The sequence below is a fragment of the Shewanella sp. FDAARGOS_354 genome (genome assembly GCF_002209245.2).
Taxonomy (GTDB): Bacteria; Pseudomonadota; Gammaproteobacteria; order Enterobacterales; family Shewanellaceae; genus Shewanella; species Shewanella xiamenensis.
The window spans coordinates 1,737,273-1,761,200 of record NZ_CP022089.2 but is presented as its reverse complement, the minus strand read 5'-3'; the positions used below and the strand labels follow the sequence as shown (position 1 = coordinate 1,761,200).

The window sequence follows — 23,928 nt, the reverse complement described above, 5'->3', positions numbered from 1 at the left end:
AGCCCAAGAGCGGTGACTTTGCTAGTCTGCTTTTTTAGTGATTGTTAACCTGCTATTCAAAGATAATTCTAATTATGTCCGATCCTCGTTTTGTGCATCTGCGTGTCCACAGTGACTTTTCTATGTCCGATGGTGTGGCTAAGGTCAAGCCAATCCTTGCTCAAGTTGAAGCGCATGGGATGGCGGCGGTGGCTTTAACAGATCAAAATAACTTCTGTGGTCTAGTGAAGTTTTACGGCGGTTGCCATGGCGCAGGGATCAAGCCGATTATCGGCGCGGACTTTTGGATGCAAGTGCCTGGTTTTGATGGCGAGTTTTGCGCATTAACCATTATTGCGATGAATAATGAGGGCTATCAAAACCTCACCCAAATCATCAGTCAAGCCTATTTACGCGGGCATGTTCAAGGTCGCGTAGTGATTGACCAAGAGTGGTTGGTCACATATAACCAAGGCATTTTGCTGCTGTCTGGGGGCAAAGAAGGGGATGTGGGTAAGGCGCTGCTGAAGGGCAACAATACTCAGGTTGAGTCGTTATGCGAGTTCTATCAGCAGCATTTTGAGGGACGTTATTTCCTTGAGTTGTTACGCACCGGACGCCCCGATGAAGAGCGTTATCTGCACATGGCGGTGGGATTAGCGCAGGAAAAGGGTATTCCTGTGGTGGCTACAAATCAGGTGGTGTTTTTAAAGCCAGAGGACTTCGAAGCCCATGAAATACGGGTCGCGATTCACGATGGTTTTACGCTCGCCGATCCACGCCGTCCTAAAAAGTACAGTGAGCAGCAGTACCTTCGCAGTGAAGAGGAAATGTGTGAGCTGTTTGCTGACATCCCCGCAGCCCTTGCCAATACCGTTGAAATTGCTAAGCGTTGTAACGTCACTATTCGTTTAAACGAATACTTCTTACCTAACTTCCCCACTGGCGATATGTCGATTGAGGATTATTTGGTTGATCGCTCTAAGAAGGGGCTCGAAGAGCGCTTAGCATTCTTATTCCCCGACCCACAGGTGCGCGCCGAGCGTCGCGGTGAATATGACGAGCGTCTCGATGTAGAACTAAAAGTAATCAACCAGATGGGCTTTCCTGGTTACTTCTTGATCGTGATGGAGTTTATTCAGTGGGGTAAGGACAACGGGATTCCCGTTGGTCCTGGTCGTGGTTCGGGCGCGGGTTCGCTTGTCGCCTATGCCCTTAAGATTACTGACTTAGACCCCCTCGAATTTGACCTGCTGTTCGAACGTTTTTTGAACCCAGAACGGGTGTCGATGCCCGACTTCGACGTTGACTTCTGTATGGATCGACGCGACGAGGTCATTGACCACGTGGCTGAGTTGTACGGCCGTGAAGCGGTATCGCAGATTATTACTTTCGGTACCATGGCGGCTAAGGCGGTTATCCGAGACGTCGGCCGTGTGCTGGGCCATCCCTATGGCTTTGTCGACCGCATTTCAAAGCTTATCCCACCCGAGCCTGGGATGACACTGGCCAAAGCTTTTGAAGTGGAACCTGCATTGCAGGAATCCTACGATGCCGATGAAGATGTCAAAGATCTTATCGACATGTGCCGCAAACTCGAGGGCGTCACTCGAAACGCGGGTAAGCACGCGGGGGGCGTGGTGATTGCGCCCACCAAGATCACCGACTTTTCGCCGCTATACTGCGACGCTGAAGGTAAAAACCCGGTAACCCAGTTCGATAAAAACGACGTGGAAACCGCAGGGTTAGTTAAATTTGACTTCTTGGGGTTAAGAACGCTCACTATCGTCGATTGGGCGCTAGAGATGATCAACAAGGTGGAGGTTAAAAATGGCCGTCCACCAATACGCATTGAAGCGATTCCGCTAGACGACCCAGCCTCGTTTAGATTGCTGCAACGTTATGAAACCACTGCGGTATTCCAGCTCGAATCCCGTGGTATGAAGGATTTGATTAAACGTCTACAGCCCGACTGTTTCGAAGATATGATCGCTCTGGTGGCATTGTTTCGCCCAGGGCCGTTGCAATCGGGCATGGTGGATAACTTTATCGAGCGTAAGCATGGCCGTGAAGAGGTGTCTTACCCCGATTCTCAATACCAGCATGAATCCTTAAAAGAACTGCTTTCGCCCACCTACGGCATTATTTTGTACCAAGAGCAGGTGATGCAGATTGCACAGGTATTGTCAGGTTATACCTTGGGCGGCGCTGACATGTTACGCCGTGCTATGGGTAAGAAAAAGCCTGAGGAGATGGCCAAACAGCGGAGTATTTTTAAAGAGGGCGCGATTAAAAACGGTGTCGACGGCGAGCTGTCGATGAAAATCTTCGACCTTGTGGAAAAGTTCGCTGGTTACGGTTTTAACAAGTCTCACTCTGCGGCCTATGCGTTAGTTTCCTATCAAACGCTGTGGTTGAAGACCCATTTTCCATCGCAATTTATGGCGGCGGTAATGTCTGCCGATATGGATAACACCGATAAAATTGTGACCTTAGTGGATGAATGCGAGCGGATGGGGCTCACCATCATTCCGCCGGATGTGAATAAGGGATTATTTAAGTTTACCGTTGATGATGATCTGCGAATTGTCTACGGCATTGGTGCGATCAAAGGCGTGGGTGAGGGACCAGTTGAGTCAATTTTAGAGGCGCGTAAAGATGGTCCCTTTGTTGATTTATTCGATTTCTGTGCCCGTATCGACCTAAAAAAGCTCAATAAACGGGTTATTGAAAAGCTTATCTGTGCGGGAGCGTTAGATTCCCTCGGACCGCACCGCGCGTCGATGATGGCAACCTTACCCGAGGCCATTAGCGCAGCAGACCAACACGCCAAGGCTGAGGCCATTGGTCAGCATGATATGTTTGGTTTGCTTAATAGCGATCCCGAGGACAGCAAGCAGCAGTTTGTTGAATGTACTCCGTGGCCGGATAAAATTTGGCTTGAGGGCGAGCGCGAAACATTAGGGTTGTATTTAACTGGGCACCCAATAAATCAATACCTTAAAGAGCTTAAGCATTACACCTCTGGGCGCTTGAAGGATGTGCATCCTACCGAACGGGGTAAAACCGTTAAGGCGGCGGGCCTCGTCGTGGCGACCAGGGTGATGCTCACTAAACGCGGCTCGAAAATGGGCTTACTGACCTTAGATGATAAGAGCGCTCGGCTTGAGGTGATGCTATTTACTGAAGCCTTTGAGAAGTTTAATCACCTGCTGGAAAAGGACCGGATCCTGATCTGTGAAGGTGAGGTGAGTTTTGATGATTTTGCCGGTGGAAACCGGATGACGGCGCGCAATATCATCGATATCAGTGAGGCGCGTAGCCATTTTGCCAGTGCATTGGAAATCGATTTAGAGGCATCGCAGCTGACCCCAAATATGCTCGAGGGCATTGAGCAGGCAATCAGTCCATGGCGTAATGGCGCTGTGCCAGTGCTGATTAACTACAGCCAAGCTCAAGCCAAGGGGCAGTTTAGATTGGCCGAAACCTGGCGAGTTAACCCAAGTGATGAGTTGGTCTTTGCCTTGGAAAGTTTACTCGGCCCGAACAAAGTGCGGATTGTATTTCCATCGTAATATCTGCCTTAAGTCGAACCAAGCTTAGGTTTCTGTTGTTTTTGAGTGGGGAAGAGGATGGCTGCGCAGGATTTGAGTGTTCATATAGCGCGATTTTTAGATAGCTTACCCTTTCAAGCGGGGAGCAAGTTAGTCCTCGCTTACAGTGGCGGAGTCGATTCCGAAGTGCTCGCCTACGGCTTAAGTGAATATGCTAAACAGCGTCCTGATTTACGCTATCAATTGATTTATGTACACCATGGCTTGAGCCCCAATGCCGATGCTTGGGCCAAGCATTGTCAAGAACGCGCGGCCCTGTATGGTTTACCTGTGACGGTAGAACGGGTGCAACTCGAGCTTGGTCCTCGGGTGAGCGTTGAGGCTGCAGCGCGAAAAGCGCGTTATCAGGCGATTTTAGCGTATCTTAGTCCGCAGGATATCTTACTAACCGCTCACCATGAAGATGATCAACTCGAGACAATTCTGTTAGCCCTAAAACGCGGTCAAGGCCCTAAGGGGTTAGCGGCCATGGGGCATATTCAGCCGCTCTCATTAGCAGGTAAAGGTTCGTGCTTACAAGTGCGCCCTTTGCTTGATATTAGCCGCGAGATGATTGAAGCCTTTGCTAAAGCGCAACATTTAGTCCATATCGACGATGAGAGTAATCAAGATGATAAGTACGATCGTAACTTTCTTCGCCTCGAGATTATCCCACGCCTAAAGGCGCGCTGGCCAAGTATCGCCAGCACCGCCAGTCGCAGTGCCCAGCTTTGTGCCGAGCAGCAAGCCATAGTAGAAACTGAGGTCAGTGAGCGTTTACCTCAGCTGTTAACCAAGGCGGCTGTTACTGAGCAAACTGTACTCAAGCTGACTGAATTGGCAGCGCAACCGATTGAATGGCAAGGGATACTGCTGCGGGGCTTTATTGAGTCCCAAGGGTTTTCACTGCCATCCTACGTGCAGTTGCAGCAAATGTTGCAGCAATTAATCCACGCTAAAGAGGATGCTAAGGTCCATATCCGCATTAATGACTGTGTACTGCGCCGCTTTGCCGGGATGCTTTATCTGGATAGTGGAGAAACCCTATCTACTGCGCCCCACATTACAGCGCGCGACCTACATCAAGAGATTCTGACCTTATTGACTCAAGCATCAGCAATGGTTGAAGACAAGATTGTGCCATTTGCGTTGGTGACCACAGGCCCTCGGCTACGTTTACCTAACGCCGATGAAGTGGTGAGTCTACGTTATGGCTTGCCGGGGCAATTTCGCTGTCAGCCACATTTTCGAGATAAGGGACGCGAGCTGAAAAAGTTATGGCAGGAATGCGCTGTGCCGCCATGGTTACGTACTGATGTAGGATTCGTGTTCTACAACGATAAGCTGGTGATGGCCTTTGGTCTCTGGGTCGAAAAGGCATTTTGTGCCCAAGGGGATGATATCGGGCTTAAGTTTGATGGGAATGCGATCGGATAGCAAAGTCTATTTGCCATGCTTTATCGCCAGTGAGCAGCATCCATGCTCGATTAAGACAGTTGGGCCGGGCTTAACTTGTAGCAATTACGCCCCGAGGCTTTGGCTTGATACAAAGTTTTATCAGCCTGCTCATAGAGTTGTTCGGCTTCCATCGTGTCGCTCGCCTCAGCCGCCCCAAGGCTACTGCTCACGCCAAATTGATGGAAGCTGGTATTGGCATTGGTTGCAGTGACGATACGCTCACACAGTAAACCCGCGGCATGAATATTACCTTGTACTATGACCACAAACTCATCGCCGCCGATGCGGAAAGCCTGATCTGTACTACGGATACAGCTACGGATAATGTCACCAAACTCCTTCAAAATATAGTCACCGCATTTGTGACCATACTTATCGTTAAGCTGCTTAAAATTATCCAAATCCAACACAATAAGTGACACCGTTCCCTGTTTTCTGTGAGCCCTGGCCACCGCGTTTTTCAGGCTTTGGCTGTAATAGTGACGATTTCCAAGACCCGTTAGGGAGTCAAACATCGCCTGCATCGACATTTCTTGGTACTGCATGGCATTCAGCAATGGTTGTAACAAGAGCGGCTCTATTTCTTGCAAGCTGATGCTCTGTGAGGGCGTTAGTGGCGTTAACAGTTGATACTGCAGTGTAACTGGTGTCCCGCCGCAAATGATCTGCCGTTTAAGGCTAATCCCATAACGTTTACCCCAGCTTAATTTATATTGCTCAGATTGTAGTCGAACCCCTTGAATCGGCAGATGTTGTCCCAGCACTTTGCCGTAGCAGGCAAAGACTGTCCGCGGATCTAAACTAGCATGCAGTTGCTGGATAACTTGTACGAGATCCAGCGGCGCGGATGTCGGGCTATATGCCTCTGTTTGATAGTTATATTCATCGGGATATAACGTGGTCGCTAAGCCAAAGTCCATTATGATTACCCCAGCAAATGAAATGGCGATAAAAACTGTTACCTTAGTTAAGCAATATGTGTGCCGTTATATTTAATAATTAGATTTGTCTTTATATGTCACTCAGTTAAGCTTAAAGCTCATCGTTATAATTTTTAACATGCCAGTAATTTGACAGGAGCTAGTGCGTCTATGGAACATGGTTTCTTGATTCAAATTCTGCTGATGTTAGTCATTGCGATCGTTGCGATTGCGCTACTTAGGCGTATCGGTTTGCCAGCGATTTTGGCGTATTTGTTAACAGGAGTACTCAGTGGGCCGAGTGGCTTTCATTGGTTTACTCAGCAGCAAATGCAGTCTGTCGCCGAGCTTGGGGTAGTGCTGTTGATGTTTACCCTAGGGCTCGAGTTTTCGGTACCCCGCTTATGGGCGATGCGCAGAACCGTGTTTGGTTTAGGCAGTGCACAGGTGCTCGTCACCACTGTCTTGACTATGCTAGTGGCGTTAGCCTGTGGGTTGAATTGGATTGAATCCCTCGTTATCGGCGCTGCAATTGCGCTTTCATCTACCGCCATCGTGCTTAAACTGCTCAATGAGCAGGGCTGGCTGAGGCGTCGTCATGGCGAATTATCTGTCAGTGTACTGTTATTTCAGGATTTAGCGGTAGTGCCGCTGCTGATTCTACTGCCATTACTCGGACAGAGTGATGAACCCTTAATGTTAGCCTCTATCGCTTGGGCGTTACTCAAGGGGATTCTCGCCTTCTTTTTCTTAATGGCTTTGGGGAAGTGGGCTTTACCCAGGCTGTTTGATGAGGTGGCAAGGTCGCGCTCAAATGAACTCTTTGTTCTTTCAACATTAGTGGTCGCCTTGGTCACGGGCGCATTTACCCAGTGGTTAGGATTATCAATGGCCTTAGGGGCATTTATGGCGGGGATGCTGCTTGGTGAGAGTCAATATCGTCGCCAGCTAGAGGCGGATATTCGCCCCTTTCGCGATCTATTAATGGGGCTATTTTTTATTTCTATCGGCATGATGCTAGATTTTGGATTGGTTATTCAGTTTTGGTGGCAAATTCTATTGGTTCTGCTCGCAGTTGTGTTTGGTAAGGCACTTATTATCCATGGATTATTACGCTTAGTGGGTGAGCCCTTTAGGATTGCGATTAGCACAGCCTTAAGCTTGGCGCAGGTAGGGGAATTTAGTTTTGTGGTACTCGCGCTCGCCGTTAGCTATGGGTTACTGAGTAATGAGATCAGTACGATGCTGGTAATGGTGGCGGTATTATCGATGAGTATCGCCCCTTGGTTGGTGCGTCACAGTGTGGATATTGCAAAGTGGTTATTGGGGATCCGCCAGTCAGCGCATGTAGATGATGTCGTCCCCGTGGTATCCGACGACCATGATTTAGTGGTGATTTTGGGGTATGGGCGCGTAGGGCAAACCATTGCGCGTTTTTTAAAGACCGAAGCCGTGCCTTATTTGGTGCTCGATCTTGATCCCACAAGGGTTTCTGAGGCGCGTCGAGCTGGGGAGCCTATTTACTTTGGTGATGTGTGTAAGCGGGCCATTCTCAAACAGATTGGTATTAAGCATGCCAAAATGATAGTGATCACCTTTAGCGACTCCCGCAGTTTAGAAGACGCCTTACCCTTATGCCGGCAACTGGCTCCTGAAGCTAACATTTTGGTCAGAACCCGCGATGATAGCGAGTTAGACTTATTGCAAAAGGCGGGGGCCAATCAAGTCATCCCAGAAACCTTAGAAGGAAGTTTGATGTTAGTTTCGCAGGTTTTGCATCAATGCGGAGTGCCATTAGCGCGGATCCTCAAGCGGTTAGAGTCGGAGCGGCGTAATCATTATCAATTTTTACATGGCTTTTTCTCGGGTACAGAGACGGATTTCACTTTAGAATCTTTGCATGCAGTGCTGCTGCACCGCGGTGCAAATGCCGTTGGTAAGCACGTGGCGGATATTGATTGGGAATCACTGCGGGTAGAGTTGAGGGCTATACGTCGTAATGGTCAAGAAATTGAGCATCCTGCATCGGATTGGGTATTTCGAGCGGGGGATATTCTCCTCATCGTCGGCAAACCGAGAAGAGTAGAAAATGCAGAAGCGAAATTACTGCAGGGCTAGTTGGTTTAATGAGAACATCAATCAATAGGATAAAACGCACCAATAAAAAATGCCGACACTGAGTCGGCATTTTGTCTGTAAACTTGTTGTTAATTAATCCCTTGCGGGAAGTTAATTACAGAACAACAACGTTCGCAGCTTGAGGGCCTTTTTGGCCTTGTTCGACTTCGTAAGAAACCTTTTGACCTTCAGCAAGGGTTTTAAAGCCATCAGATACGATTGCGCGGAAGTGAACGAATGCGTCAGCGCCACCGTTATCAGGGGAAATAAAACCAAAACCTTTGTCTTCGTTAAACCATTTTACTACACCAGTAGTTTTAGACATGAATGTCTCCAAAATTTTCAAAAAAATAATTCGCAACAATGCGTGAAATTAGCCAGAAATAGAATTATTTACATTGATGATAAGTTATGAGTGGAAAGCTTCATGACAGCAAACAAATACCGGGTGCAGCGAAGGTTTTCAAATACATAATATTGCTTATAAATAGGTCTGACTCACAGGCCAGGACGCAGAATAGCATACTCCCACTTTTTGTATAGCTTTATTTTTAACTAGGGCATATCTATTAGGGGTTTTTAGTTCAAACATTTGATGAGGATAATTTTTTATTGTTTTTATTCATATGGATAGTGTTTGATTGTGTCACTGAAGCCAGATTGAAATAATTATTCCTGTAAGTTTACTCGCACTATAAAAAGTGGTGCTAAACATTTAGAAGGTGGCTTATTTATTTGTCACTTTTCGTTACGTTATTAAATTGTTGCTTATTTGTGATGGTGGTATTGTTTTCCGTATTGGGAAGTTTTCCCATCGAACTTTGACAATAATGACCTGTGGAGCATCAATATTGAAAACGGTATTAAAACGCATTGGGCTTGGCATTTTAGCCATATTGCTATTGTTGATGGCAGTTGCCGCCCATGAATGGTTTGCCAAAAAGCCATTTTTCTTTCGCGCATTTTTAGATAGAAGCGTCGTAAAAATGGCCTTTGAAAGTCCTGAGACGTTAACATCCTTAGGATTTTTAGAATCTGTTGGGATTACGGGGCATAACGCCCTGCTCGACGATGATAGCCCTGAAGCCATGGACAAAACCTTTACTCAAGTCCGTGCGTTAAGAGACACATTACTGAGTTACCAAGACGCAGATCTCGATGATAATCAGCGTATTTCGAAGGATATTGCATTGTATCTGGCGGATTTTGCCCTCGCGGCCGAACCCTATCGCTATCATAACTATCCGGTGAATCAGTTGTTTGGTGTGCAAAATGGTTACCCAAGCTTTATGCAGGCGCAGCATCAAATCCATTCGGTTGATGATGCTGAAAATTACCTCTCGCGCTTAATTGCGGTGAAGACTAAGTTTGGGCAAACCTTAGAAGGGCTCAAACTTCGTGAAGCTAAGGGCATTATTCCGCCTAAGTTTGTGATTGAGCGGGTGCTTACTGAAATGAATGACTTTATCAGTGTGCCAGTTGAAGACAATATTCTCTACAGCTCCCTTAAAACCAAATTAGCAGAAACTCAGATTAGCAGCGATGAACAGGCGTGTTTGCTTGCCACCGCAAAAACCAATATTGAAGCTTACGTGCAGCCAGCGTATCGACTCTTCATTGATTATTTTACTGAGTTACAGACTAAAGCAGGCACGGATGATGGTTATTGGGCTTTGCCTAACGGGAATGTAGCCTATGAACAGCTGTTGAAGTTCTTTACTACGACAAATTACACCGCCGATGAGATCCATGCTAAAGGCTTGGCCGAGGTGAGCCGTATCCAAGGTGAAATCATGACCATCTTGTCAGCACAAGGGTACGATATAAGCCAAGGATTTTCGGTGGCGATTGAGGCCTTGGCCGCCGATCCTAAATTTTACTATGAAGACACCGATGCTGGCAGAGCGCAGATCCTAGTGGATTATCAAAAAATCCTCGACGAGATCAATGCCGGACTCGACAACGCATTTCGTATCCGTCCAAAGGCGGGAATGGAAGTGGTGCGTATTCCTGAATTTAAAGAGAAAACGGCTCCTGGCGCTTATTATCAGCAACCGGCGATTGACGGCAGCCGCCCAGGACGTTTTTATGCCAACCTCTTTGATATCAAAGCAACACCTAAATACGGTATGCGTACCTTAGCCTACCATGAGGGGATCCCCGGACATCATTTTCAGGTTGCAGTTGCAATGGAACTTGAAGGGCAACCACTTATTCGTAAGATGGCGCCTTTTACCGCTTATATTGAAGGCTGGGCACTCTATAGTGAGCGTTTAGCTTGGGAACTCGGTTTCCAACAAGATCCCTTCGATAATATTGGTCGTTTGCAGGCGGAGTTGTTTAGAGCTGTGCGCCTTGTTGTTGATACAGGTATTCACCATAGTCGTTGGACACGGGAACAAGCCATTGACTATATGAAGAAAAATACTGGAATGTCAGATCGCGATGTGACCGCTGAAATTGAGCGTTATATTGTGATGCCCGGCCAAGCGACAGCCTATAAGGTGGGGATGATGAAGATCCTCGAACTGCGGGAAAAGTCGAAACAAGCTCTTGGGGACAAATTTGATTTGCGCGATTTTCACGATGTGCTGCTTAAAAATGGCGCTGTTCCCTTAGATATTTTAGAAAAATTGGTTGATCGCTATATTGCTGATAAGCGTCGTCAAGCCTAAGTTGAGGTGACTTTAGTTGGCACATCCCCGCAGGAATGGTCTGCGGGGATATATCCCGCTCACGTAAGTGATTCGTCTTCTGGCTTTCCCTATCCGGTTTCAATACAATTCCCCCTTACACGTTGATAAATGCCTTTGACAATCGTGGTTTATTGTCCGTAAAGGTATTTTTGAGTTTCAAGGTTTTGCTGATGAATCGCTTTCCCCCCCAAGAGCCCATTCAATTGACTCAAACGGCAATTGAGTCCTTATTCACGCCGCCGACCTTGATGCGTGCCCGTGATTATGTGATGCAGGGGAAGGTGTTAAGCGCAAAAGCCAATGCCGATTTTCGCCATATTGAAGGCTCGGTAGCGGGCAGTGAAACCTCGCCCTATCGTCAAGATATACGTTTAGTCAGCGTCAATCATAAGCTCATCATGAACGGTTTTTGCTCTTGTCCCGCCACGGGACATTGCAAGCATATGGCTGCGGTACTGTATAGCTTGCTCACCGATAAAACGGTTGAGGATCAACGCATCGCCCAATGGTTACATCTACTCGATGATGCCGATGATCCTCGTTTGAATGATGTTGAGTCCCTCTACGATGATCGGGTGCTGTATATCCTCTCAAAGGACGATAATGGGGTGTTTATCGAGCTTAGGCGCGGCAAGGTTGGGAAGAAGGGCGGTTATAACAAGGGTTCCAAAATTGCACTCTCGGATGTGCAATATTATATGCCTGCATGGATTGGTGCCGAGGATGTGCTGATCATCAATCTGATAATGTCTACGAGGCGCCATGGTGCATCGCGGCTCTATCTTAAGGCGCAGTTAGGTGCGGTTGCGCTCGAGAAAATGCTCGCGACCGAACGTTGTTTTTGGGAGGAAAGTCGCCTCGCATTGACCGCGGGCGATGCCATTACGCCACAGTTTATTTGGCAAGATATTGATAGTGAACACAAGCAAATGCGCCTTGTTTTGCCCAAGCGAGATAATTGGGAGCTTGTGCCAACCGAGCCTGCGTATTATATCGAACTCGATTACTTTCAAATTGGTCTTATCGACACTGATATCAGTATTGAAAAATTGCGCCTACTCAGCCAAATGCCACCCGTGCCTCGCACGCAGGTTGAGGTGGTGAGTCATAAACTGATTAAACATTTTTCAGCGCGCACAGTGCCGCTACCAAGTGCCATCAATTTTGTCGAACTACGGGATAAACTTCGGGTTCGGTTGAGCCTAAATATGCTTTCGGCGGTATCGACTCATGCCAATGCTACTCTACCTAATACGACCCAACTCAAGACAACAACGCCACATATTCAAGCTGTTGATATCAATCAGCCCTATGTGACCTTGGCATTTATCTACGGTGATGTCGTTTTGAGTGGTAATGCAGCTAAAGAAGCCTTAACCCTTGTGACCCAAGGCGGAACGACCTATCAAATTAACCGTGCGTTGGACGAAGAGCAAACGGCGGTTGAGGCTCTGCAAACGCTTGGATTTACTCGTTTTGTATTTGATCTTAGCAGTTTAGCCTGCCACTGGCGCTTAGGTGTGTTGCCCGAGGCGATTCGGGAGTGGCTGCACTTTATCGATGAAGACGTCCCAAGATTACAAGCCCAAGGTGTTGAGGTGTTATTGGCGCCCGAGTTTAGCCTTAAGGTAGTCGACGCGCCGTTAACCGTTGAGCTGGATGACAGTAAAGAGGGCTGGTTTTCCCTGTCTTTGCATGCGGATATCAATGGTCAGCGGTTACCCATGTTGCCGCTGGTGGCCACTTGGCTTAAACAACATGGTGAGCCCGCCGATGATGCCGAGCTATTGCTACCTAGCCCAAATGGTGAGTGGCTTAAAATTAAAGCCAGTGTTATCAAACCCTTGATGAGCATTATTTTAGAGCTGTTTGAACAGCACCGCGGCAACAGTATCGCCTTACCTAAATATCGGGCACATTTACTCAATGAGTTAGCCCAGAGTGATATCAGCTTGCTCAATGGTGAGCGGGTGCGCCAACTTGCGGCCAAATTAGAACAATTTACTGGTGTTGTTGCGGTTACTGCGCCAACCCAATTACAGGCAGAGCTGCGTCCCTATCAGCAACAGGGCTTAAATTGGTTATGTTTTTTAAAGGAATATCAACTAGGTGGCATTTTAGCCGACGATATGGGATTGGGTAAAACCATTCAAACTTTGGCATTCCTGTTGAAGCAAAAACAGCTTAAGTCCGCGGCTGGCCCTCATCTACCCAGTTTAATTATCTGCCCCACCAGTTTGGTCGGGAACTGGGCAAAGGAGGCGGCAAAATTTGCGCCTTCGTTAACACTGGCGGTGATCCATGGCGCACAGCGCGGGCCGCTTTTGGCACGGTTAAGTGAGTTTGATGTGGTTGTTACTACCTATCCGTTAATGGTGAGGGATAACGATTTTTACCAGGCACAACCTTTTGAGCACATAGTGCTTGATGAAGCACAGCAGATTAAAAATGCTCAAGCTAAAGTCAGTCAGATGATTAAAGCGCTGCAGGCGCCTTTTAAACTCTGCCTTACGGGGACGCCCCTTGAAAATCATTTAGGTGAACTCAAATCCTTAATGGATTTTTGTTTGCCAGGACTCCTTGGGACAACGGCTTATTTTAATAAGGCATTTCGTTATCGGATTGAGCGTTACGGCGATAGCGAGCAGGCAAAAGTGTTGAGTCAACGCATTGCGCCCTTTGTGCTCAGACGAACGAAGGCGGAGGTAGTGACTGAACTTCCGCCTAAAACCGAAATTTATCAAACTCTTGAGCTTGAGAAAGATCAACGCAATCTGTACGAGAGTATTCGCTTAAGTATGGAGAAAAAAATTCGAGAATTGTTTGCAAGCCAAGGCGTGGCGGGCAGCCATATCGAGTTTTTAGACGCGCTACTCAAATTGCGTCAAGCCTGCTGCGATCCGCGATTAGTAAAACTCGAACAGGCACAAAAAGTTAAAAATAACGCCAAGCTTAACTGGCTTAGCCAAAACTTGCCGGAAATGGTGCAGGAAGGACGCAAAATTTTAATCTTCAGCCAATTTACTAGCATGCTGATTTTGATTGAAGAATTGCTGCAATCCTTAGAGATCGACTACAGCAAACTGACAGGGCAAACTCGGCTACGTCAGGTGCAGATTGATCAATTCCAAGAAGGCGATACGCCAGTGTTTTTAATTAGCTTAAAGGCGGGCGGAACTGGGCTTAATTTGACCGCTGCCGATACGGTTATCCATTACGATCCTTGGTGGAATCCTGCGGCCGAAAGGCAAGCCACTGATAGAGCACACCGTATTGGCCAAGAAAATCCGGTGTTTGTCTATAAGCTTATCGCCGAGGGGACGGTGGAAGAAAAAATCCAAGAGATGCAGCAGCATAAACAAGGTTTAGCCGATAGTATTCTTGAAGGTAAGGGCAGTGGCGCATGGCAAGGTAGTGCCGATGAACTGCTCTCTTTATTCCACTAAGGCATTGTTGCATATCACTGCCTGTGGTCGTTGACTTGGCGACTCTTGTACAAGCAGAGCGGTAACAGATTGATGCTTAAAAATTCTTTTTAAAATGCGAGTTAAAAGACAGAGGTGACCCATGCAGTACCCAGTCGATACCCATACCCATACCGTGGCATCCTCCCATGCCTATAGCACTATCCATGATTATCTTGCGGTGGCAAAACAAAAGGGGATCCGCCTGTTTGCGACGACAGATCATGGCCCTGCCATGGCGGATGCGCCGCATTTTTGGCATTTCGTTAATTTACGGGTATTGCCACGCATGGTCGATGGTGTCGGGATTTTACGCGGCATTGAAGCCAATATTAAAAATCGCGACGGTGAAATCGATTACTTTGGCGATTATCTGTCGCAGCTCGATATCGTCTTGGCGGGATTCCATGAACCTGTGTTTGCGCCCTCAGATAAGGCAACCCATACCGAGGCGATGATTAATGCCATTAAAAGTGGCAAGGTCGATATTATTACTCACCCAGGAAACCCCGCATATCCCATTGATATTGAAGCTGTCGTCACCGCTGCCGCCCAATATGGGGTTGCACTTGAAATTAATAATTCCTCCTTTGAAGTGTCTCGCAAGGGCAGTGAAGCCAACTGCACCGCGATAGCCAAGGCGGCGAAAGCGTTAGGTGCAACCTTAGTCATGGGGTCTGATTCCCATGTGGCATTTAGCCTTGGTGGATTTGATCGCGCCTTAAGCATTATCAATGCGGTTGATTATCCAAAGGATAAGCTGCTTAATCGCTCGCCCATGGCGCTGTTAGACTTTTTGACTCTGCGGGGGCATCAAACTGTTGCTGATTTTATACCGCTCTTTCGCGATGAAGTAATCTGAGGCGCTTGAGTCAATCAATGCAGGATGTCACTCCCGCGCGACCAACAGTGCTCTTAACTGGCGCGCACAGCCAACTAGCAAAAGCATTAATCCGAACGCATCTCAATGGTGGATTAGCATTTAATCTCCATCCGCTTACGCATGCTGCCTTAGATATCAGCGATAAATACAGTGTGGCGGAGGTGTTTGCGCAGGTTAAGCCCGACTGGGTGATTAACTGTGCGGCCTATAATGCGGTCGACAAGGCTGAGATAGCGGTGGATGAGGCTTATCGCGTCAATAGCCTCGGCCCAGAATTATTGGCAACCGAATGTGCGCTCACGGGCGCACGGTTTGTACATATTTCCAGTGATTATGTGTTTAGCAGTCTGCTTGCGAGCGTTGAGGCCAATGCCTTAAGTGAATCTGTGACACCTTCGCCAATATCGGTTTATGGCAAGAGTAAGCTTGCCGGAGAGCAAGCGGTGCTGCGTATCTTGGGTGAGCGCGCGATTGTTATCCGTACCGCATGGCTTTACGGTGTCGATGGGCATAATTTTGTGAAAACTATGCTGAGGTTGATGGCCGCCACGCCCGATGCTCAGCCGCTCTTGGTGATTGACGATCAAATCGGCTCACCTACGTGGGTCGATGCCCTCGCGTCGCTTATCTGGCAACTGATGCTAACGGGCGAGTCGGGGCGATTCCATTACGCTGGGCAGGGGCAATGCAGTTGGTATGAATTTGCTGCTGAAATTCAGCAGCAAGCGTTGGCTCTTAAGTTATTAGATAAAGCCGTGCCTGTTGTTGCTATCGATAGCCTCAGTTATGCCGCCAAAGCGCTTGAGAAAGGCAATGTGCTGGCACAAAGGCCGACTTACAGCGCGCTTAATAGCGATAAACTGCGACAGACGCTGGATAAGCACCATCTTGCCGCTATGCAATGTCCTGAAGTTTGGCAGGATTGGCGAGTGCAACTTAACTGCATGCTTAACACCCTTATAACACAAGGTGCAAAACCCTAAACAGATGCCGTTTTTTGTTACTCACAGGCAAGCGGATTGCCTTTGCCAGTATTCCAATCCTATGTGGTTTGTTTTCAAGGCGGTGAATACGAATGCAGCCTAGGGAATGACTCTTTTCAGCGTATCTTGCTTGGCTTAGACTCGACTTATTTAAAATTAAAGCCTGTTGCTGAGGACTTAAGCTTTGGTGTTTAAGCCCGCTTAGTCAATTTTGCTTGATGTATGACGAATTTGTTCTTAATTCTCAATGGCTGCCGATGGCATAATGCCGCAAAGCTGATTGAATAAAGGACGACTAAGTGACCGATAACACCACAATTGCGCTGCATTTTTCTAAAGCGGACTTGTTGCGGCTAGTGAATATAGCCCATGCGGCAGGTGATGCCATTATGGCGATTTACGCCCAAGAGCATATTGCTGTTACACAAAAGAGTGATGATAGTCCTGTCACTGCTGCCGATCTTGCAGCCCATAGGGTGATAGTCACTCAATTAGCTGAGCAATTTGCGGGCATTGCTGTAATGTCAGAAGAAGCCGCCGATATTCCTTGGGATGAACGTGAGCAATGGCAGACCTACTGGCTTATCGATCCTTTAGATGGCACGAAGGAATTTATTAAGCGAAATGGTGAGTTTACCGTCAATATAGCGCTCATTCATCGAGGCGAAGCTATCGCGGGTGTGGTTTATGCTCCAGTGTTGAACACGACTTATTATGGGGCGAAACACTTAGGTGCCTGGCGACAGGATGGGCAGCAAGAACAGCCGCTTCAGGGCTGTAAGATACCAAGACAGGTGCCGATAGTGGTGGGCAGTCGTTCGCACTTAAGCCCTGATGTGGCTGATTATTTGAACAATATTGGCCAGCATGAAATGTTAAGCGTAGGAAGCTCGCTGAAGTTTTGTATGCTGGCAGAAGGTAAGGCCGATCTCTATCCAAGATTGGGGCCTACCAGCGAATGGGACACTGCGGCAGCGCAGGCGGTACTTGAAAGCGCAGGCGGAAAAGTCGTGTGTTATGACTCAGGTTTACCCTTAACCTACAATCAAAAACCTGACATATTAAACCCTTATTTTATTGCCACAGCGCCTGGCTGGGCAAAATAACGAGCAATCACAAGCGAGTCTGCGCGGACTCCTTGGCAGAACAATAGCGGAGAAGCTTATTCATGATACGCATGGGCATCGATTTAGGCGGCACAAAAATAGAACTCGTCGCCTTAAATGACGAAGGAAATGAGGTTTTTCGTAAGCGTATCAATACCCCTCGGGATTATCAGGGCACGCTTAACGCGATCGTCGATTTAGTGAATGAGGCGGAAGCGACCTTAGGTGAAAAAGGCTCTGTTGGCGTGGGGATCCCGGGAGTCATTTCTCCCTATTCAGGATTAGTCAAAAATGCCAACTCGACTTGGATCAACGGTCATCCCTTGGATGTGCATTTAGGGGAGCTGCTCGGCCGTGAAGTGCGGGTTGCTAACGATGCCAACTGTTTTGCGGTATCTGAAGCCGTCGATGGTGCTGCTGCGGGTAAATCTGTGGTGTTTGGGGTGATCATTGGCACGGGCTGCGGCGCGGGTGTGGCCATTAACGGTAAAGTGCATGCGGGTGGTAATGGCATTGGTGGCGAATGGGGCCATAATCCGCTGCCGTGGATGACCAAGGAGGAGTTTAATACTACCCGTTGTTTTTGCGGTAATCCTGATTGTATCGAAACCTTTATTTCGGGCACTGGCTTTGTTCGTGATTACAATGAGGCGCTCAGTCGCGCAGCAAGCGTCCAACGTGTGCCCGCTAAATCTGGTTCAGAGATCATGAGCTTAGTCGACGATGGAGATGAGATAGCTATATTGGCCTTTGACCGTTACATGGATAGACTCGCGCGCTCACTGGCCCATGTGATTAATCTACTTGACCCAGATGCGATTGTGTTAGGTGGCGGCATGTCCAATATTGAGGCTATTTACCCAAGATTACCTGCATTATTAAGCCATTATGTTGTAGGGCGCGAATGCCGAACACCGGTTGTACAGAATCTTTATGGTTGTTCTTCAGGTGTGCGTGGCGCAGCGTGGTTATGGGAAAAATAACCCAGTAACCTTAGTTTTCACTCGTGACAACGCATCGCCTCGGCGATGCGTTTTGCTTTCTTTTGATGTTATGATTGCGCTCCTTTGGATTATTGGGCGCTAGCGCATGTTTTGGATTAAGAAAGTTGTCTCTCAGGCAATTATGCCTGTTCCATTTATCCTGTTGTTATTGCTGCTATCTTTGTTTATTTGGCGCAAACCGCGGTTAGCAAAATGGGCGATTGGCGGTGCTTTTACCCTTCTACTGTTATTAAGCAGTCAATTTAGTGTCGATTATCTCGTGAAACCGCTTGAGACCCAATATCCCATTAATTCCACTCCCATTGCGGATATCTGTGTGGTGATGGTGCTGGGTTCTGCTCACTCGGATATTGAAGGTGCTACGGCGGTACAGTCTCTATCGGCTGTGGCATTGGCAAGATTAACGGAAGGGCTTCGGCAGCTTAAGTTAGGTCAAGATTGTAGTTTAGTCGTTAGTGGTTGGGGCGGCGAGCTAACCCAACATCCCCACGCTGAAGTCATGGCCAAGGCTGCGGTTGAACTTGGCATCGATGTGTCACGTATTATTGAATTTCCGCTCGCGCGCGACACCCTTGAAGAAGCGCACTATTTTAAAGAGCGCTTTGGCAATCAGCCTGTGCGATTAGTCACCTCGGCCTCCCATATGCCACGGGCGATGGCCATTTTTAGTGGTAAAGGATTAACCGCAAGTGCGGCGCCGACGGATTTTAGGGCCAGAGACGATTTTTATTGGCGTTTTACTGCGGATAACTTACTCGCCTCGCAACGTGCGCTACATGAATACATTGGCCGTTTATGGCTTTGGGTAAAACAGGAATAAAAATATGGCCTTAGAGTCTGATATTGTCTCGGTTCGTCCACTCTCTAAACGTAATGGTTTGACTTTAACTATTGTAGGTGCCTGTGCCTTTGTGTTGGGCTTTGGCTTGTTTGTGATACTACCTGAGCTATTTGCAGTGGGCTTAGTGTTTTTCAGCTTGGGTGCGATCGCATTGATATTGGGCCTTGCAAAGGTTTTCGAGCCTGACACAACATTGACTATGGATGAGCAGGGGCTGACTTATTTTCATCGCCGCGGCAAGGTGTCGATAAACTGGGATAATATTCAGCGGGTTGACATTCCAAGGGTGACTCAGGGAGTTGATACTATTGAGCTTTCCTATATTGGTATTAAGCTAAAGCAGTTAAATCCGATACTCGATAATATTTCATTACGGCTTGCAGCGGGATTATTGACTGAGCAGCGGCCGTTACTGGTTACCGCCGCATCACAGCAAGAAGATTTAGCGACCTTAGAAACTTATCTTGGTGCTGAATTTAGCCCTTTGGTGGTTGATGGTGACAGATACCGCGGCGTATTGGCGATGTTTGGACATCGCTGCGTGATGCTCAACACTCACCTTGGCTATCATCTTTATATTCCCCATGACAGTTTAGATCGTGAGCCGCGGGAATTTATTAAACTGTTAAGGCAACGCATCGCGCAGAGTTCGACGCAAATCGATGCTACAACAAATTAACACTACTGATAAAAAAGGGGCCCCGATGGAGCCCCAATAAGTTGCAGAGAGGAAGTTTGGGTTGTGCAGGGGGCAACCCAAAGGTACTAGTACTAGTGTGCTACCTCTGCGTGTACCTTATCTATGCCATAAGTTTTACCTTCAGCATGGCAGGTCGCGCATGATTCTACTGGTAGGTTAGAAGATGTCGTTGCATTAACTCCTTCTACTGTTGCACCGTTACTTACGAAGTGAGCTACAGCTGCAGCATCTGAGTGAGCGTGACAGGTACGGCAGGATTCAGCCACTGGGCTAATGTAGTTACTACCCACTTTGATAGAACGTTTGCCTGAAGTTAAACCACCGTCAGTTGCGAACAGTTTTGCGCCGTCTTTATGGCACGCTGTGCAATCTGTTTCTGGTGATGGATAACCGAATAACGCACCATTAGCATCACGGAAGATACCTTCCACTACACCGAAGTTACCGCTGTGGAAACGGTGAGCAACAGTGAACAGGTCTTTGTTGTTGAATGTCACTTCAGGAGTGACAACTAACTTGCCATCAGCACCTTTATAGCCTGTTTGACCATGGCCTGATGCGCCAGTTGTATCGTTGTGGCAGTTCATACATTGATCGAAGGTGTAAACACCATGTCTATAACCTTTGGCGTAGTCTAAGGTGCCATGACAAGCGTTACATTTCGCTTCAGCTACAGTGATACGAGCTGGGTCGCTCATACGAGCTGTTGCTGCGGTACCACCATCTAAGTTGAAGAATTTCACTGGAGAGGTGTTACCAATTGGGCTTGTTGGGCCATATTCTAGACCTGTTGTATTACAGCTGACGACTTTGCCGGCTTTAGCGCAGAAGTTGGCTTCAGAACCAACGTAGATCGTGCCAGTTGCTTGCGCATCTGGAACATCTTTAACAATGGTTAACACTCCACCAGATAGAGTACCGTTTTCTAATTTTATGGAGTAGGTTTTGTTTGTTGCAGGATCAATTACTTCTCTCCATGAGTACACTGTACCATCTGTCGCCACATTACCAAGTAGTAAACCGTTAGCGGCTAACATACCTGTTGGGTTTGAAGTCGCGTTATAGGTTTTCAGTGATGTACCATCTGCAACCGGTGCACCGTTAATGGTGATGTTAGCTTTAAAGGTAATGGTTTTCATGCCGACAGTTGCAGATGGTGCAACTGTAGGAGTAGTGAAATCCACTTTCATCAGTGAAGCGTATTCAGCACGTTTACCCACACTGTGAACCACTGCTGGAGATAAGTTACCTGCGCCATGACAAGAGTTACATTGAGTGTCATCCGCTTGTGCTAAACCAAACTCAGAGTGATTTTCGCCAGTTGCGAAGTTGACTGTCATATGGCAGCCCACGCAAGCCTGTGCGTAAACGGTGTTATAGCTAGGTTGTTCAGTTGTGTGGCAAGAAGTACATTCTTTAAGATCAGATGGGAATCCAATCTCGCTCCACTCTTTAGCAGTTTTATTGGTTAAATCGAAGTTCGCTGCGTTTTCTGCACCAGAGTGGATCCGGTGGATCATTGCAGGGAAATCAAAAATCAGACCTGCTGCAAGGTTAGCGTCACTGGGTACTAGATCTGGGTTATGGCAAGTTACGCAGTTTTTAACGTCTTGATAATTATGGTGAGCTTCGATCTTAGCGATATGGCCATCAGTTTCACCGTGACAGTTTTTACATGCTGCACTCGATACTGTGTCTTTGCCTGATGCGGCTAACTCATCGGTCGCTGGGATAAAATCAACAGGTACTGAAAGTACTTTATCTGCTAAGGCAACGCCTTGGCTATTGGCGATATTGTATGCGCGTAAAAATACTCTGTGTACTGCATTAGGGTTATCATTTGGATTAATGATCGGTGCAGCACCATCGTAAGTCCAAGTGGCAGTGTATGTACCAGGGTTTGCTGTATCTTCAGTTAATTTACAAGCATTCTTAGTACCGTTAAGGCCGTTTAGAGTACAAGTTAATGAGCTACCCGCTTTGTTTGCCGTAGCATTGTTTTGCCATTGAATTGGCGCACCAGTGCCTGACGTATTGTCATTTGCCGTTAAAGAGTAGATCGCAATTTTATCGAGTCCCATAAAAGGAACATCTTTGCCTGCGCTCTTTCCGGTTAAGCTGAACTTAACACTGAAGCCTTCGCTGCTGGTGACTTTGATATCAGCTGGGCTAAGAGTAAATTTCAGATCGGTTATAGATTCTGCGGTTTTAGCAAAAGAACCAGCGGGTAACCCTGGTGTACCAGGCGTACCCGGTGTTCCAGGGGTACCAGGTGTTCCGGGCGTGCCGGGTGCACCATCTTGCCCGTCTTCTCCGTCCCCGCAGGCGGTTAAACACAAGGCACTAGTGAGAGCTAGTGCCAGTAGAGATTTATTGTAGTTTTTCATCATCGCGTCCCTTTTTCTTTCTATAAGACTGCGTGTGCAGTGACTCTACTATAGGTCGAACAATCTACTTATAAAGGGGTATTTGCAAGTTTGTATCTGATATGTGAACAGTGATTTAACACACCAAAATGGAAATTCTAAAATGTGAAATTAAGTATTTCGCAAATTAGAATCTGACGGTAAAAGTGAGATATGGATTGCAGAATGTTATTTTTGTTTTTAACAATTTGTTGAGATTAATTTTCAATTAATTTTACTTAAAGATACTGATGAAACATTTATCAAATGCTTTTTTACAGTGAAAAATAAAACAAAAACAACTATTGAGAATCATAGTGTACAGAGGGAGAATGCGCTGTATTTACTTAAATTTAACAATTGAAGCTTTTGTAAATAGTGGCACAAGCATCCATGCTTTTGGGGATTATTGACTGACTCGCGTATTGAAAGGCGTGAGGGCGGTTAATAATGAACTGACGACAAGTTCGCATTGTGTTTGACTGTAGCGTCGATGGCTTCGTGGCTTTTCTACGAGAAAATACTGTGGTGGCATAATCGTTTCATGTAGACGATGTAACTCTGCGATGGGAAGCGGCGCTAGTTTTAATCCCGGCATATGTTTTACGGTATGCATATCAATACTCGAACAAAATGCCACACTTTGCATGGTGAGAAGGTGGGCATACCATTCTTCCCGATCCGTGACTCTTTCAATCGAGGGTAACAACAGCCCTTGGCGCTGACAGAACAGTTCTAGTGGGTCAATTCTGCTGTTAAAGCCCTTCAGTTCAATGCATAGAAATGAATAACGGCATATGTGCTCAAGGCTGATTTCAAGTTGGCTTTCCCAAAGGGAATGATGTTTCGAGGCAACGACATAGACATTTGAAATACAGCCTAAGCGTGTAACACTAAGCTATTTGGATTCGGTCGGCTCTATTGTGATCCCAAAATCTAATTCACCTGCATGTATCAGTTCCGCACTATTGTCTTGCCACTTGTGTAGTCTTATTTGGCCTAATTCACTTATCACATCGGGTGAGCTGAGCTGTGGTGCTAAGAAACTTAATAATCCATTACTTGCGGCTATATGGAGCGGTAATTCAACGTGACTCGCTGCATTTTGCAGCTGCATTGCAGATTGTTCTAGGTGATAAACCGAATCGGTGAATTGGCAAATAGCGACATACAGACTTTCAGCAAGAGGTGTGGGTTTGAGCCCCTGTTGGCGCCGATAAAATAGTTCATCATTAAATGTTAACCGTAGCGCATTGAGACAGCGGCTAATTTTGGGAGCCGACACATTTAACGCTTTGGCGGCACTATTTGCATGTCCGTTATCAAAAATACTTTTAAATACAAGTAAGGTGAATACATCAAGTTCGCAGATTTGTTTTAGTAATTGATTGCTCATTTGGTCTCGCCTTGCGATGAGTCTGAGTCTGCAGTCACACAGTTTTGCCTAAGCATATCGATACCATTGATTAAGCAGCAAACCGTATGCACAAAATGCATTGTTGGTGGATTAGGTTAGCAGTTGTCGTACGGCTTAACTGTGATCTCAATCTTTAATTTAACAATTGGTTAACCAACGATGCTAGTCATTGGATTGTATGGTGTTTATTTAGGCGATTTTGGGCTGGAGGAGTAATTTAGCGAGCTCATCATCTTCATCAGAGTCGCTCGTAGTTGGTTGGAACAACGACACATCACTCGCGTGACGTAGGCTAGAATTTAGCGGCGCAAATAAAGGTTAATCTCTAAACGTCGACACACCCTCGCTCTTTTATGGGCTG

Annotated in this window: 14 protein-coding genes and 1 pseudogene; 11 read left to right on the top strand and 4 right to left on the bottom strand. The window is 47.0% G+C overall.

Annotated elements, in window-relative coordinates; all coding sequences use genetic code 11:
- Nucleotides 1–74: 74 nt before the first annotated feature.
- Both dnaE and tilS read left to right on the top strand, forming a co-directional pair.
- Nucleotides 75–3,554, top strand: a complete 3,480-nt coding sequence (gene dnaE / locus CEQ32_RS07980) for a DNA polymerase III subunit alpha (RefSeq protein ID WP_037429554.1) — start codon at nucleotides 75–77, stop codon at nucleotides 3,552–3,554.
- A 57-nt stretch (nucleotides 3,555–3,611) separates the two neighbouring features.
- Entirely contained in the window at nucleotides 3,612–5,009 is a 1,398-nt protein-coding gene (gene tilS / locus CEQ32_RS07975; protein WP_088585820.1) for a tRNA lysidine(34) synthetase TilS, read from the top strand.
- Nucleotides 5,010–5,059: 50 nt separating this feature from the next.
- Here tilS and CEQ32_RS07970 read toward each other — a convergent pair whose 3' ends face one another.
- Nucleotides 5,060–5,950: a GGDEF domain-containing protein gene (locus tag CEQ32_RS07970; RefSeq protein WP_088585819.1), complete on the bottom strand. Its 891-nt coding sequence runs from the start codon at nucleotides 5,948–5,950 to the stop codon at nucleotides 5,060–5,062.
- A 171-nt stretch (nucleotides 5,951–6,121) separates the two neighbouring features.
- Here CEQ32_RS07970 and CEQ32_RS07965 point away from each other — a divergent pair, with 171 nt between their 5' ends.
- Complete coding sequence (locus CEQ32_RS07965) at nucleotides 6,122–8,068, top strand: monovalent cation:proton antiporter family protein (protein ID WP_088585818.1); 1,947 nt, start codon at nucleotides 6,122–6,124, stop codon at nucleotides 8,066–8,068.
- A gap of 115 nt (nucleotides 8,069–8,183) precedes the next feature.
- On the opposite strand, the gene CEQ32_RS07960 is transcribed toward CEQ32_RS07965, so the two are convergent.
- Nucleotides 8,184–8,393: a cold-shock protein gene (locus CEQ32_RS07960; protein ID WP_011071803.1), complete on the bottom strand. Its 210-nt coding sequence runs from the start codon at nucleotides 8,391–8,393 to the stop codon at nucleotides 8,184–8,186.
- 526 nt (nucleotides 8,394–8,919) lie between these two features.
- Here CEQ32_RS07960 and CEQ32_RS07955 point away from each other — a divergent pair.
- From CEQ32_RS07955 to CEQ32_RS07920, 8 genes are all read left to right on the top strand, one after another.
- Entirely contained in the window at nucleotides 8,920–10,743 is a 1,824-nt protein-coding gene (locus CEQ32_RS07955; protein WP_088585817.1) for a DUF885 domain-containing protein, read from the top strand.
- Between the two features lie 191 nt (nucleotides 10,744–10,934).
- Nucleotides 10,935–14,210 (top strand): DEAD/DEAH box helicase, encoded by a 3,276-nt coding sequence (locus CEQ32_RS07950; RefSeq protein WP_088585816.1) that lies wholly within the window; start codon nucleotides 10,935–10,937, stop codon nucleotides 14,208–14,210.
- A gap of 121 nt (nucleotides 14,211–14,331) precedes the next feature.
- A complete protein-coding gene (locus CEQ32_RS07945; protein WP_088585815.1) occupies nucleotides 14,332–15,090 on the top strand; it encodes a phosphatase in 759 nt (252 codons plus the stop codon).
- Nucleotides 15,091–15,107: 17 nt separating this feature from the next.
- Entirely contained in the window at nucleotides 15,108–16,094 is a 987-nt protein-coding gene (gene rfbD, locus CEQ32_RS07940) for a dTDP-4-dehydrorhamnose reductase (protein ID WP_088585814.1), read from the top strand.
- A gap of 299 nt (nucleotides 16,095–16,393) precedes the next feature.
- Nucleotides 16,394–17,200 carry a 3'(2'),5'-bisphosphate nucleotidase CysQ gene (gene cysQ, locus CEQ32_RS07935; protein WP_088585813.1) on the top strand — a complete coding sequence of 269 codons (807 nt, stop codon included), beginning with the start codon at nucleotides 16,394–16,396 and terminating at the stop codon, nucleotides 17,198–17,200.
- A 62-nt stretch (nucleotides 17,201–17,262) separates the two neighbouring features.
- Entirely contained in the window at nucleotides 17,263–18,183 is a 921-nt protein-coding gene (gene mak / locus CEQ32_RS07930; RefSeq protein WP_088585812.1) for a fructokinase, read from the top strand.
- A 106-nt stretch (nucleotides 18,184–18,289) separates the two neighbouring features.
- A complete protein-coding gene (locus CEQ32_RS07925; RefSeq protein ID WP_088585811.1) occupies nucleotides 18,290–19,024 on the top strand; it encodes a YdcF family protein in 735 nt (244 codons plus the stop codon).
- A 4-nt stretch (nucleotides 19,025–19,028) separates the two neighbouring features.
- Nucleotides 19,029–19,724 (top strand): DUF2982 domain-containing protein, encoded by a 696-nt coding sequence (locus CEQ32_RS07920; protein ID WP_037416799.1) that lies wholly within the window; start codon nucleotides 19,029–19,031, stop codon nucleotides 19,722–19,724.
- 92 nt (nucleotides 19,725–19,816) lie between these two features.
- On the opposite strand, the gene CEQ32_RS07915 is transcribed toward CEQ32_RS07920, so the two are convergent.
- On the bottom strand, nucleotides 19,817–22,135 hold the full coding sequence (locus tag CEQ32_RS07915) for an OmcA/MtrC family decaheme c-type cytochrome (RefSeq protein ID WP_088585810.1): 2,319 nt from the start codon (nucleotides 22,133–22,135) through the stop codon (nucleotides 19,817–19,819).
- 421 nt (nucleotides 22,136–22,556) lie between these two features.
- Nucleotides 22,557–23,546: pseudogene (locus CEQ32_RS23260) on the bottom strand (LysR family transcriptional regulator).
- Nucleotides 23,547–23,928 lie beyond the last annotated feature (382 nt).